Below are 13,570 nucleotides of genomic sequence, written 5' to 3' on the forward strand. Positions count from 1 at the left end.
TGTCTCGACGGACGAGATCGTCGCCGCCATCGACGCGGTGGCGGCGGGGGGCACGTATTTCTCCGCCGGCGTCCAGGACGCCCTCCTGGAGCGCAGGGGCGCTCCGGCGTCGGCGGCGGCGCTGACGACCCGCGAACAGGACGTGCTGCTGCTCCTCGCGCAGGGGGCGAGCAACCGCGACGCGGCGCAGGCGCTCGAAATCTCCGAGCGGACGGTGGAAACGCATCGCAAGAACATCAAGAAGAAGCTCGGCATCGCGACGACGGCGGGCCTCATCCGCTACGCCATCGACAACGGCCTCGTGGGCAGAAAGGGCTGATCCCGCATTCCGGTTAGAGACAATTTGATGCTGCGGCGCGGTCAGAAGCCGTCCCGCAGATAGGCGCTCCATGCCGCGTCCGAGGGGAAGTGCAAGGGCGGCGTGATGTCATCGCGCAGCCGCCGTGTCTGGCGCAGCTCGTCCGCCGGCAGGGTGCCGTCCACCAGCCCCACTTGCTGGAACAGGCTCAGCGAGTAGCCCGGCACCCAGCGCCTGATGTCGTGCCACGGGACCGACAGGAAGCTCTCGGGTGCGAGGTTCATCAGCGTGGTCATGCAGCTTTCGCGCAGTGTCGAATAGAACCGCGGTCGCTCGTGAACCGCGTTGACGAACGCCAGAACCCGTTCGAAATACGCCCGCATGGCCTCGCGCGACGCAAGCACGGGATAGATCTGGATCTCGTCGGGCGGCACCCGCGCGAGCCGCTGCCAGAACAGGTCCCGCTCGGTGCCGAGCTCGGGGTAGATCTGCTCGTGTCGGAACAGGCCGGCCAGCGCGTCGAAACGGCCGCCCTTGACGCGGCGCGCCTCGATCGACACGACGACGTGCCGGCCGTCCGCGAAGCCGAAGGACAGCATGACATGCGCAAGGGCCTTCACCCCGCCGAAGGGCTGGATGATCAGGTCGACGCCCGTCAGTTGCGAGAGATCGAACGTGGCCGTGGTCCAGCGTGCTTCCGATGGCTCGCCTGGGCGATGCACCGCGTCCCGGAAGTTGACGATGGTGGCGCGCTCGCCGTCGATGACGACCGAGGCGCTCCTGCTCTGCAGGTCGATCCAGTCCCGCTCGACGGGCTCCTTGGCGAGATAGGCGGCGAGCAGCGCCGCGATGAGCGCCAGGGCGACCGCGCGCCGACGCCACAGCCATCCGCCGGGAATGAACCACAGCGCCCAGATGACGACGGGAAACGTCCAGCTGCCCGCCCTGCGCACCCAGTCGGGCCACCCGAGCCAGTAATGGATCGCCAGCGCGCAGAAAAGGCCGAGCCCCACCACGGCCACACCGAGCACGATGCGGCAGATTGCGGCCAGAACCCCGGTCGCGTTTCGCGTCATGGTCACCATCGGTCTCTCGTCGTTCGGACAGCGGAGGCCGATGTCGTGACACGTCTCCTCATCGCGGGCAAGTACGCCGTCAGCAGGTACGCCGTCGGCAATCCGACGGGGCCGAGGGTTCACGTTCGCGGGGCGGCTCAGTCACAGCCGGTTCGATTCGAACTCCGCGCAGGAATAGCCGAGCATCGACAGCCCCTCTTCGAGAAAGTCGCCGAGGAGCGGCGTGCCGAGCAGGTATTCGGCTGTGCGCCGATTGTGGGCGCGGGCGGCCTCGGCGCGCACGTTCGGCCAGTCCTCGGCCGCGTAGTCTTCCCGGCCGAGCCAGGCGAGCGCGACGAGATCGATCTGCTCGTCCTCCGACAGCGAGCGGATGAGGGAGGTCAGTTCCTCCTCCACGGGATCGTCCCCGTGGTCCTCCAGAACGCCGATGTCCCCGTCGTCGGTGGGGTTCGAGCCCGAGTCGGGATCCGTCACCTCGTCCTTGGCGTCGAATTCCCGCGCCTTGAGAATGATGAAGCAGACCTTCTCCGGAGAGATTGTCAGCAAGGGCCCGTCTTCGTTTTCGGTCCCTTCCGTCTGTCGCGATTTCGCCTGCATGTGACACCCCCTCCGCCGGAGCGGCCAACCGTTCTCCCACGAATGCTAGGCGAGGATCGGACAGGCAGTCGTTGAGGCAGGTCAACCTTTCGAGGCAAGCCCATCCTGCGCCAGCCGCCGCGTCCTTCACTATAGCAGATCGGCCGCGAAACGCGCGCGCCTTTCGGCCCGGCGGCCATGGCGCTCTCTCACGTGATCAGAATGGCGCGAATGTCGTTGACGTTGGTGAGGGTGGGGCCCGTGACCACGAGGTCTCCGATCGCCTCGAAGGCGGTGTAGCTGTCGTGGCCGGCGAGCAGGGCGCGCGGGTCGAGACCCGTCGCGCGGATGCGCGCGAGGGTGTCGGGCGTGACGATGGCGCCCGCCGCGTCGTCGATGCCGTCGATGCCGTCGCTGTCGCCGGCGATCGCCCACAGGCCGTCCCGGCCCTTGAGGGCGACGGCGAGGCTCAGCAGGAATTCCATGTTGCGCCCGCCCCGGCCGGCGGGGCCGGACCCGATCGAGACCGTGGTCTCGCCGCCAGACAGCAGCACCGCCGGCGCCTGCACCGGCAGGCCGTGGACCTGGGCCGATGTGGCGATCCCGGCCATCACCCGGCCCACTTCCCGCGCCTCGCCCTCCAGCGCGTCGCCGAGCACGAGCGGCGCGAGCCCCAGCTGCCGGGCCGCCTCGGCCGCCGCGTCGAGCGCCAGCCGCGGGGCGGCGATGATGCGCACGTCCGACGACAGTTCCCCAGCCGCTGGCGCGTCCTCCTCCGGTGCATCCTGGGCGTGGTCGATCACCGCCCGCGCGGCGGGGGGCAGGTCGAGCCGGTAGCGCGCGACGATCTCGCGCACCTCGGCGATGGAGGCAGGATCGGGCACCGTGGGGCCGGAGGCGATTTCGGACGGATCGTCGCCCGGCACGTCGGAGATGACGAGGGTGACGACCCTGGCCGGACGGGCGGCGCGCGCCAGCCCCCCGCCCTTGACGCGGGACAGGCGCTTGCGCACGGCGTTCATCTCCGCGATGGCCGCGCCGCTGGCGAGCAGCGCGCGGTTCACTGCCTGCTTGTCCGCGACGGTCATGTCGCCGGCGGGGGCGACCATCAACGCCGAGCCGCCGCCGGAGATCAGCGCCACCACGAGGTCGTCGGGACCAAGGCCCCGGACCGCGGCGAGGATTTTTTTGGCAGCCTCCGCGCTGCGTTCGTCCGGCACGGGATGCGAGGCCTCGACGATCTCGATGCGTCCCGCCGGCACGGCATGGCCGTAGCGTGTCACGACCACGCCGCCGAGATCGGCATCCGGCCAGGCGGCGTCGAGGGCCGCGGCCATGGCGGCGGAGGCCTTGCCCGCGCCCACGACGACGACGCGCCCGGCAGGCGGCGCCGGCAGATGCGCGAGGACCGCCCGTGCCGGGTCCGCGCTCGCGACGGCCGCGTCGAAGAGCTGGCGCAGCGCCTCTCTTGCCCGTTGATCGTTCCATCCCATGGTCATGTTCTCGTTCTCTGCAGCCGGATGAATATTAGGTGCCACGGACGGCGTCCGTCACCTCTTTTGTCGTCGCCGCGCCGCAGGCGTCCGGGCGCGGTGAATTCCCCTAGTAAATGGCGTTGCCCTTCGGCACTTCCGAACGCGGGCTGAGCAGGATGACGTGGCCGGCCTCGTCCTCGACGCCCAGTATCAGCACCTGCGACTGGAAGCCCGCGATATTGCGCGGCGGGAAATTGACGACGCAGACGACCTGCGTGCCGACAAGCGCATCGATGGCGTAGCTGGTGATCTGCGCGCTCGACCAGCGGATGCCGAGTTCGCCCAGATCGACGGCGATCTTGTAGGAGGGGTTGCGCGCCTTCGGGAACGGCTGCACCTCGACGATGCGCCCGACGCGGATGTCGAGGCTGGCGAAAACGTCGTAGGTGACTTCCGGCTTCGGTGCTGCGGAGGTCTGCGACATGGCGGTCTCCCAATCATCACATGACACAATAAAAACGCATCCCGGAGGCGGCGGGCGCTTCCGGGATGCGGCTATTTCAACGCGAAATCCGACGATCGCGCAATCCCTATTCCACGCCCTATTCCGCGGGCGAGGGCGCGCCGTGTTCCGCGCCGCCCGGCTTTTCCGTCCTGCGTCCGCCGAACAGGCGCATCACGAAGACGAAGAACACCGGCACGAAGAACACCGCGAGCAGCGTGGCCGAGATCATGCCGCCCATCACGCCGGTGCCGATGGCCTGCTGGCTGCCGGCGCTGGCGCCGCTGGCGATGGCGAGCGGCAGCACGCCGAGCGTGAAGGCGAGCGAGGTCATGATGATCGGCCGGAAGCGCAGATGCGCCGCCTCGATGGTGGCGTCGATCACCGATCGCCCTTCGGCGTAGAGGTCCTTGGCGAACTCCACGATGAGGATGGCGTTCTTGGCCGAGAGACCGATGATGGCGATCAGGCCGACCTTGAAGTACACGTCGTTCGGCATGTCGCGCAGCATCACCGCCGCCACCGCGCCGATGGCGCCGAGCGGCACCACCAGCATGACGGAGAGCGGAATGGACCAGCTCTCGTAAAGCGCGGCCAGGAACAGGAAGACGACCAGCACGCTCAACGCCAGCAGGAACGGCGTCTGCGAGCCGGACTGGATCTCCTGCAGCGACTGGCCGGTCCATTCGTAGCCGAAGCCTTCCGGCAACTCGGCGGCGAGCCGCTGCATCTCGGCGATGGCATCGCCCGACGAGTAGCCAGGCGCCGCCTCGCCCGAGATGCGGATGGAGGGATAGCCGTTGTAGCCGACCACCATCGCCGGCCCCTTGCGCCATTCGGCCATGGCGAAGGAGGACAGCGGCACCATGCCGCCATTGGCGTTGCGCACGTTGATGTTCAACAGGTCCACGACCTGCTTGCGCCGGTCCTGGTCCGCCTGCACGGTCACGCGCTGCATGCGCCCCACGTTGGGGAAGTCGTTGACGTAGGACGAGCCGAGGTTGGTCGAGATGGCGTGGTTGATGTCGGCGAAGGTGACGCCGAACGTGTTCGCCTTCTCGCGGTCGATGGTGATGTTCACCTGCGCCGCGTCCGGCAGTCCCTCGACGCGCACACCGGCCAGGATGGGGCTCGCCGCAGCGCCGTTCAGGAGCTGGTCGCGCGCCGCCGCCAGCGCCTCGAGGCCCTGGCCGCCGCGATCCTGCAGGCGGAACGAGAAGCCGCTCGTGGTGCCGAGCCCCTGGATCGGCGGCGGCGAGAGGCCGAAGGCGATGGCGTCGCGGATGCCGAAGAGCTGCATGTTCACGCGTCCGGCGATGGCATTGGCGGAATCCTCCGGCCCGCGCAGCGACCAGTCCTTGAGGGTGGCGAAGGCGAGCGCGGCGTTCTGTCCCGAGCCGTCGAAGCTGAAGCCGCTGATCACGATGAGGTTCTCGACCGCCTCTTCGCCCTCGAAGATGGTCTCGACGGTGCGGATAACCTCCATCATGCGGTTGTTGGTCGCCTCGGGCGGCCCCTGCATGCTGATGATGATGTACCCCTGATCCTCGTTGGGCAGGAAGGCCGAGGGCAGTTGCACGAACAGATAGCCGAGCCCCGCGAACAGCACCGCGTAGATCACCATGAACCGGACGGCCCGGCGCACCAGAAACCCGACGATGGCCTGGTAGCCGCGCGCGGTGCGGTCGAAGGTGCGGTTGAACCAGCCGAAGAAGCCGCGCTTCTCCTCGTGATGGCCCTTGGCCACCGGCTTCAGCAGGGTCGCGCACATCGCCGGCGTCAGCGACAGCGCCAGCAGCGCCGAGAACAGGATCGACACCACCATGGTGAGGCTGAACTGGCGGTAGATCACGCCCACCGCGCCGGGGAAGAAGGCCATCGGCACGAACACCGCGGTGAGCACCAGCGTGATGCCGATGATCGCCCCGGTGATCTGCTTCATCGCCTTGCGCGTGGCCTCGCGCGGCGGAAGCCCTTCCTCCGACATGATGCGCTCGACGTTTTCCACCACGACGATGGCGTCGTCGACCAGGATGCCGATGGCGAGCACCATGGCGAACATGGTCAGCACGTTGATGGAGAAGCCCGTCGCCAGCATGACGGCGCAGGTGCCCAGAAGCGCGATGGGAACGACGATGATCGGAATGAGCGTGTAGCGGAAGTTCTGCAGGAACAGGAACACCACCACCAGCACCAGCCCAACGGCTTCGAGCAGCGTGTGGAACACCTTCTCGATCGACACCTCCACGAACGGCGCCGTGTCGTAGGGGATGCCCCATTCCAGGTTGGCGGGGAAGAAGCGCCCGAGCTCCTCCATGCGGTTGCGGATCGCCTCCGAGGTCGCCATGGCGTTGGCGCCGGGCGCGAGCTGCACGCCGATGGCGGCGCTCGGATTGCCGTTGAGGCGCGACGAGAAGTTGTAGTCCTGGCCGCCGACCTCGACGCGTGCCACGTCGCGCAGCCTGACCGACGAGCCGTCCGGGTTGGCGCGCAGCACGATGGCGCCGAATTCCTCCGGCGAGGTGAGCTGGCCGCGCACCAGGACGGTGGCGGAAATCTGCTGGTCGATGGGGTTCGGCTGCGCGCCGATGCGCCCGGCCGACACCTGCGCGTTCTGCGCCTGAATCGCGTTGGTGATGTCGGTGGTCGAGAGCTTGAGGCCGATGAGCTTCTCCGGATCGATCCAGATGCGCATGGAGCGCTCGGCGGCGAAGAGCTGCGCCTTGCCGACGCCGGGCACGCGGCGGATTTCGCTCAGCACGTTGCGGGTCAGGAAGTCACCGAGGCCGATGGCGTCGGTCGAGCCGTCGAGGGAGGTGAGCGTGATCACGAGCAGGAAGCCGGCGCTCGCCTGCTCCACCTGGATGCCCTGCTGGGCGACGGCCTGCGGCAGGCGCGGCTCGACGCGCCGCACCCGGTTCTGCACCTCCGTCGAGGCGAAGTTCACGTCGGTGCCGGGCGCGAAGGTCGCGGTGATCTGCACGGCGCCGGTGCTGTCGGACGTCGATTCGTAGTAGAGCAGGCCCTGAACGCCGTTCAGTTCCTCCTCGATGAGCCTGGTGACGCTCTCGTAGATCTGGTCGGGCGAGGCGCCCGGATAGGCCGTCGTCACCTCGACCTGCGGCGGCGCCACCTCGGGATACTGCGACACCGGCAGCAGCGGGATGGCGATCGCGCCGGCGAGGATCAGGAATATCGCCACCACCCAGGCGAAGACGGGGCGGTCGATGAAGAAACTGGGCATGTCTGGCGCTCCTTGCTGGCGCTCCTCACTGGCCATCCGCGGCGGAGGCGGACGCCGGCGCGGGCGTGGGCGTCGCCGACGCGGTTTCCGGCTTCCAGTCCTGCGGCGCGATGGGCGCGCCGGGGCGGATCTTCTGGAAGCCCTCGACGATGACCTTGTCGCCGGGCTTCAGCCCCTCGCTGATCACCCAGCGCTCGCCGACGACGCGGCCCGTCTGCACCGGCCGCACCGCGACCTTGGAGTCCCCATCGACCACATAGATGAGCGCCTGCCCGCCGGTGTCGCGCTGGACGGCCTGCTGCGGCACCGCGATCGCGGCGGTCTCCACGCCCTGCTCGATCTGGATGCGCACGTACATGCCGGGTAGCAGATCGTCGCTCGGGTTGGGGAACTGGCCGCGCATGGTCACCTGGCCGGTGGTGGCGTCCACGGTCACTTCCGCGAACAGCAGGCGGCCGATATGGTCGTAGGGCGTGCCATCGTCGAACAGCAGGCGCACGGGCACCTCGGTTTCGTTGGCCCCGGTCAGCCTGCCGGCTGCCGCCGCGCGGCGCAGGTTGAGCAGTTCGTTCACGGACTGGGTGAAGTCGGCGTAGATCGGGTCGAGCTGCTGGATGGTGGCGAGTATCTCCGGCGTGCCGGCGCCGACGAGCGCGCCCTCGGTGATCAGCGCGCGGCCGATGCGACCGCTGATCGGCGCCTTCACGTCGGCATATTCCAGGTTGAGCTTCGCCGTCGCCAGCGCGGCCCTGGCCGAGGCGACATCCGCTTCGGACTGGGCGAGAGCGGCGACGCTGTTCTCCAGCGCCTGGGTGCTGGCGACGTTGCGTGCCTGCAGTTCCTTGCTGCGGTTGGCCTGCTGCTGGGCCTGAAGCCGCGTCGCCTCGGCGCGCTTCAGTGTCGCCTCGGCGCTCTCCACCTGCAGACGGAACGGCTCGGGATCGATGCGATAGAGGACGTCGCCCTCGTTCACATGGCTGCCCTGGGTGAAGACCCGTTCGATCACGATGCCCGACACCCGCGGCCGCACTTCGGCGATGCGGGTCGGCGTCACGCGGCCGGGCAGTTCGTTGACGATCGGGATGGCCTCCGACTTCACGGTCACGATGCCGACGGGCATTGGCGGCATGGCGGGCGGTCCGCCGCTCTGCTGTTGCTGCTGGCTCTCGTCCGAGCACGCGGCGAGGGCGAGCGGGGCCATCAGCGACATGCCGACGAGAAAGGCCCTGAGTGACGAGGGGACTTGCATGAATCAGTCCTCGGTTTCATTCACTGGTTGAAAGGTGACGACGGTCGAGGGACCGTCGGAATATGTCGTGCCGGGGCGTCCCGTCCATTCCGCCGGCGCGGACCGCTGTTCCCCGGCGTAGAGCCCGGCCGGGGAGGACGCCGAAGGCTCCCGGATCGGCGCGGTCTCGCGAGGGGGCCCGGGATCCTGCTCCGCCAGCCAGCCGATATCGGCCAGAAGCGCCTCTCTCTCGCTCTCCCGCCAGGACTGGTAGCCGAGCCATTCGAGCTGGGCGAGCCCTTCCGTCGCCAGAAAGGCGAGCAGCGCCCCGCGCGGCTTCCGCGATGTCGTGCGCAGATTGTCGATGATGAGATCGAACAGCTCCAGCAACGGCTTGCGCAGGTCCGGATCGTTCGTCATGGCCGCGCACAGGCTGGTCGTGACCGCCCGTTCCTCGTCCGTGAGGTTGCGCACCGCCTCGATGCGCGCCCGGATGCATCTGCCGGGCGAGGAGGTGCCGTCGAGACGTTCGGCCAGTTCCTCGATCTTGCGCCGGTGAGTGCCGATGCTGCGCTCGATCAGCGCCTTGATGAGCTCCTGCTTGGATTTGTAGTCGTACAGCACGCGCGCCTTGCTGATGCCGGCCTCCCGCGCCACGGCGCCGAGCGTCATCTGTCCCGCGCCGTCGCGCAGAACCACGGCCTGGGCCGCGTCGAGCACCTGCTCGCGTGTGATTGTCCGATGCCGGGCCATTCCATGTCCTCAGTCAGGGGGTCGAAAGCTGCGCCGCATGCCCGTCCGGGCGGCAGGCCGGGCCGAACGGGCGAGGCCGGACCGGTGCCGTGCCCGGGGCGGAGATTTCCGACCGAACGGTTATTATTATGCGCGCATCGAGAGTCAAGCACGCGTCCGCCGTCGACGGACGCCGGTGTGCGCTGCAACACGGAGCGGCGGGGCGGGAGGGAAGTCCCTTGCCGCCTTCGCCTTCACGCGCCCAGTGCCTCGAGCTCGGTGATGAAGCCGTCGATGATGTTGAGGCCGTACTGCCAGAAGGCGGGATCGCCCGCATCGAGGCCGAAGGGCGCGAGCAGTTCCCGGTAGCCCTTCGATCCGCCGGCCGACAGCAGCGCGAAATATTGCTCCACGAAGCCGTCCTCGGCCTTCTGGTACACCCCGTAGAGCGAGTTCACCAGGCAGTCGCCGAAGGCGTAGGCGTAGACGTAGAACGGCGTATGGATGAAGTGCGGGATGTAGGTCCAGAACGTCTCGTAGCCGGGGTTGAGGCGGATCGCCGGCCCGAGGCTCTCACCCTGCACCGAAAGCCACAGATCGTTGATCTGTCCGGTGGTCAGTTCCCCCTCGCGGCGCGCGGTGTGCACCTTGCGCTCGAACTGGTAGAAGGCGATCTGCCGCACCACGGTGTTGATCATATCCTCCACCTTGGTGGCGAGCAGCACCTTGCGCTGCACCGGATCCGTCGTGGCGGCGAGGAGCTTGCGGAAGGTCAGCATCTCGCCGAACACGGAAGCCGTTTCGGCCAGCGTCAGCGGCGTCGGCGCCATCAGCGCGCCGTTGTCCGCCGCGAGCACCTGGTGGACGCCGTGCCCGAGTTCGTGCGCCAGCGTCATCACGTCGCGCGGCTTGCCGAGGTAGTTCAGCAGCACGTAGGGATGGGCGGAGGGCACGGTGGGGTGCGCGAACGCGCCCGGCGCTTTGCCGGGCCGGGTGGGGGCGTCGATCCAGCGGCGGTCGAAGAACCGGCCCGCGATGTCGGCCATGAGGGGCGAGAAGTCGCCGTAGGCGTCGAGCACGGTGCTGCGCGCCTCGTCCCAGCCGATGACGCGGTTGTCCGTTTCCGGCAGCGGCGCGTTGCGGTCCCAGTTCTCCAGCACGTCCTTGCCGAGCCAGCGCGCCTTGAGCTTGTAATAGCGGTGCGACAGGCGCGGATAGGCGGCGCGCACGGCCTCGACGAGCGCCTCCACCACCTCGCGCTCGACCCTGTTGGCGAGGTGGCGCGAATCGGCGATGTCCCTGAACCCGCGCCAGCGGTCGGAGATTTCCTTGTCCTTGGCGAGCGTGTTGGTGATCAGGGTGAAGACGCGCGCATTCTGGGTGAACACCTTGGCGAGCGCCTCGCTCGCGTCCCTGCGCAGCGTCTCGTCGGGGTCCTGGAGCTTGTCGAGCGTCTCCTCGAGCGTCAGCGACTTGCCGCGCAGGTCGAAGCGCAGCGAGGCCAGCGTTTCGTCGTAGAGGCGGTTCCAGGCGCCGCGTCCGGTGACGGACTTTTCGTGGAACAGCTTCTCGATGGCGTCGTCGAGCTGGTAGGGCTTGTCCTTCGCCAGATCCTCGATCCACGGCCGCCAGCGCGACAGCGGCGCATGGCTCGTCGCTTCCGCCAGCAGCGCGTCGTCGAGGCGGTTCAGTTCGAGCGGGAAGAACAGCAGATCGGAGCTGATGGCCGTGAGCTTGTCCTGCGTGTCGCCATAGAACTTGGCGCGCGCGGGGTCGGTTGTGTCGCCGGCGTAGACGAGGCTGGCGAAGGAGATGAGCCGGCCGAGCAGGTCTTCGAGCGCCTCGTAGCGGGCGACGGCCTCGCCCAGCGATTCGCTCGGATCGTCCCCGCGCAGCAATCCGTCGAGCTTGCCCGCGTAGTCCTGCCGGAACGCGGCTGCCTGCGCCTGGGCCTGCGCGAGGTCGGCGGAGAATTCGGGCGCGTCGATGCCGGCGTAGAGGTCGCCGAGATCCCATTCCGGCAGACCCGCCAGGGAGGAGGGCAGACCGGCGCCGGAGGCGGACGTCCCGGCGGCGGCCGGGGTAGGGGCCATGATCCCGTTCCGGATGGCGAAAGATGCGGTCTTCGAAGGCATGACGACTCTCCGTTCGGGCGGCTATGCGGATCTCGGAATGAACAAATTCACACTGAATCATTCCACATGGAAGAACGGCCTTAGCCGACTTACCCACATGAAATCACAGGTGTTTGGCTCGGAATGGTGAATGCGCGATTCACCTTAGTCCACGATCGGTATATAGGCAACGGAAGCGGCATTTCGATACTTTACCGAAAAGTTAAGAATTTCTGCTCTGATGGGGACAGGGTGGTGTCGTTGCCTGCTGTTGCGATCGGGCACGCGGATGCGGATGGCATCCTGGACGCCCCGATGGCCGTCCGGTGTGGCCGGCGGCACTTCGGTTATACGCCCGTGGACGTGGAAGCTTCGTGGAACGGAGCCATGCTGGCGCGGGCGAATGCGGAGGACTTGCGGATATGGCACGGGTTGGCCGGATCGGAGAGGCGGGGCGCGGGCGAGCGAGCAGGGCGACGCTGTCCGGAGCCGCGGCCGTTGCCGTCTTCATGTCTCTTGTCACGCCCACTTTCGCGGGCTCTCCGCCGGCGGCGTCTCCGGCTGCGCCGGGCGTGGACCCGGTCGTCACCGGTTCCATCGATTCGCGCGTGGACATGCCCCGGCCGCCTGGCAGCATAGCCGTCGGCGAGGATAGCCTGCTGCCCTCCACCGCTCATTACAGCGTGAAGGAAGAGCCTGCGTTCAGCGGCGCGCTGAACGAGATAGGCATGCCCCTGCCCGGCCTGCCGCCACCCGTCGACATTCCCGCCCCGGACCTGACGACGCTCATCGGCGTGCGGCTGCTGGGCGACGAGAACACGCTCGGCTCCACGTTGCCGCGCCTGCAGCGCGAGGCGGTCGTCAGGGCCTACGAACAGCGCGGCTTCGCGCCGTTCTGGATCGAGGACGGCGCCTGGAACGCTGCCGCCCGTGCCGCCTTGGACGTGCTGGCGGACGCGGACACCCACGGCCTGTCGCCGGCGCGCTACGCCGTTCCCGCCATCGTTCCCGATCGGCTGGAGGCGCTGGCCGGGGCCGACACGGCGCTCTCCGTGGCCGTTGCCGGCTATGCCCGCGACGCGCGCGGGGCGCGCATCGATCGCAACAAGATCGGCGCCCTCGCCATGCCGAAGCTCGACCTGCCGGAGGCGGACGCGGTGCTGGAGGCGGTCTTCGCAGCCGGCGACAAGGCGGACGAGGCGCTTTCCGTCTACCATCCGCGCGCGCCACAGTACTACGCGCTGCGGCAGAAGCTGATCGAGCTGCGCGGCGGACGCGAACGGACGCCCGCGCCGATGGCGCGCGTCCCGGACGGTCCGACGATCACCATCGGCATGCGCGACGAGCGCGTGCCGCTGATCCGGGCGCGTCTCGGCCTCACGCCGGCCGACGACGAGGAGGATGCGCGCGTCTACAGCGCGCGGCTGGCCGAGGTGGTGGCGGAGTTCCAGAAGGAGCACGGCCTGCCCGGGAACGGCGCGCTGAATCGCCGCACCGTGCTGGCGCTCGCCGGGGTGGGGGATGCTGCGGTGCCGGTCGGGCGCGTCATCGACACCGCCCGCCTCGAGGCCGCGATCCGCGTCAACATGGAGCGCTGGCGCTGGTTCCCGCACGATCTCGGCGAACGCCACGTCCTGGTGAACATTCCCGAGCAGGACGTCAAGGTCGTGGAGGCGGGCCGGACGATCCACCGCACGCGCGGCGTCATCGGCAAGCTGGCGACGCCGACGCCGGTGTTCTCCGACGTCATGGCCTATATCGTCCTCAATCCCTCCTGGTATGTGCCGCCGTCGATCCTCAAGTCCGAGTTCCTGCCCGGGCTCGCGCGCGATCCGCAATACGCCGCCAGGCGCGGCTACGAGGTGATCCGCCAGGGGAACACCATCAGCGTGCGGCAGCCGCCCGGCGCCAGCAACGCGCTCGGGCGCGTCAAGTTCATGTTCCCCAACGATCTCGCCATCTACCTGCACGACACGCCCAACCGCGGGGTGTTCCAGCGCAAGGAGCGGGCGCTGAGCAACGGCTGCATCCGGGTGGAGAATCCGATGAAGCTCGCGGAGGTTGTGGTCGGCAACGGCTGGACCGAGGACCGCCTCAGCCGCCAGATCGGCGGCCGCGAGCGCAGCCTGCGCCTGGAGACGCCGCTGCCGATCCATCTGACGTATTTCACACTGACTGTTGATTCAGAAGGAAAAATCAGTACACTGCCCGACGTGTACGGTTACGATCAACGGTTGAAGGCGGCGCTCGACGGCTTTGATAAAAAAGGCGTCGGCCTGTAATCGCGTATAGTTTGGCGCAAATCTGTGCATTTTACGCTGTTTC

At 68.3% G+C, this 13,570-nt stretch carries 10 protein-coding genes; 2 read left to right on the plus strand and 8 right to left on the minus strand.

The window, feature by feature from the left end:
* The coding region (locus ACUSIJ_RS20640) for a response regulator transcription factor (RefSeq protein ID WP_449310306.1) at window positions 1–319 on the plus strand (319 nt) is incomplete at its 5' end.
* A 41-nt stretch (window positions 320–360) separates the two neighbouring features.
* Here the strand turns inward: ACUSIJ_RS20640 and ACUSIJ_RS20645 are convergent.
* The 8 genes from ACUSIJ_RS20645 to ACUSIJ_RS20680 form a co-directional block, all read right to left on the minus strand.
* Complete coding sequence (locus ACUSIJ_RS20645; RefSeq protein ID WP_449310307.1) at window positions 361–1,383, minus strand: Lnb N-terminal periplasmic domain-containing protein; 1,023 nt, start codon at window positions 1,381–1,383, stop codon at window positions 361–363.
* Between the two features lie 132 nt (window positions 1,384–1,515).
* A complete protein-coding gene (locus ACUSIJ_RS20650; protein ID WP_449310308.1) occupies window positions 1,516–1,971 on the minus strand; it encodes a DUF3775 domain-containing protein in 456 nt (151 codons plus the stop codon).
* A 188-nt stretch (window positions 1,972–2,159) separates the two neighbouring features.
* Window positions 2,160–3,443 carry a glycerate kinase type-2 family protein gene (locus ACUSIJ_RS20655; protein WP_449310309.1) on the minus strand — a complete coding sequence of 428 codons (1,284 nt, stop codon included), beginning with the start codon at window positions 3,441–3,443 and terminating at the stop codon, window positions 2,160–2,162.
* A gap of 109 nt (window positions 3,444–3,552) precedes the next feature.
* Entirely contained in the window at window positions 3,553–3,909 is a 357-nt protein-coding gene (locus ACUSIJ_RS20660) for a tRNA-binding protein (RefSeq protein WP_449310310.1), read from the minus strand.
* A gap of 118 nt (window positions 3,910–4,027) precedes the next feature.
* Entirely contained in the window at window positions 4,028–7,171 is a 3,144-nt protein-coding gene (locus tag ACUSIJ_RS20665) for a multidrug efflux RND transporter permease subunit (RefSeq protein ID WP_449310311.1), read from the minus strand.
* A 25-nt stretch (window positions 7,172–7,196) separates the two neighbouring features.
* Window positions 7,197–8,420 (minus strand): efflux RND transporter periplasmic adaptor subunit, encoded by a 1,224-nt coding sequence (locus tag ACUSIJ_RS20670; RefSeq protein ID WP_449310312.1) that lies wholly within the window; start codon window positions 8,418–8,420, stop codon window positions 7,197–7,199.
* A 3-nt stretch (window positions 8,421–8,423) separates the two neighbouring features.
* On the minus strand, window positions 8,424–9,152 hold the full coding sequence (locus ACUSIJ_RS20675) for a TetR/AcrR family transcriptional regulator (protein ID WP_449310313.1): 729 nt from the start codon (window positions 9,150–9,152) through the stop codon (window positions 8,424–8,426).
* 233 nt (window positions 9,153–9,385) lie between these two features.
* Window positions 9,386–11,224 (minus strand): M3 family oligoendopeptidase, encoded by a 1,839-nt coding sequence (locus ACUSIJ_RS20680; RefSeq protein WP_449310402.1) that lies wholly within the window; start codon window positions 11,222–11,224, stop codon window positions 9,386–9,388.
* A 443-nt stretch (window positions 11,225–11,667) separates the two neighbouring features.
* Here ACUSIJ_RS20680 and ACUSIJ_RS20685 point away from each other — a divergent pair, with 443 nt between their 5' ends.
* Window positions 11,668–13,527, plus strand: a complete 1,860-nt coding sequence (locus tag ACUSIJ_RS20685) for a L,D-transpeptidase family protein (RefSeq protein WP_449310314.1) — start codon at window positions 11,668–11,670, stop codon at window positions 13,525–13,527.
* The last annotated feature ends 43 nt before the right edge of the window (window positions 13,528–13,570 follow it).

The sequence above is a fragment of the Pseudochelatococcus sp. B33 genome, from assembly GCF_053570585.1.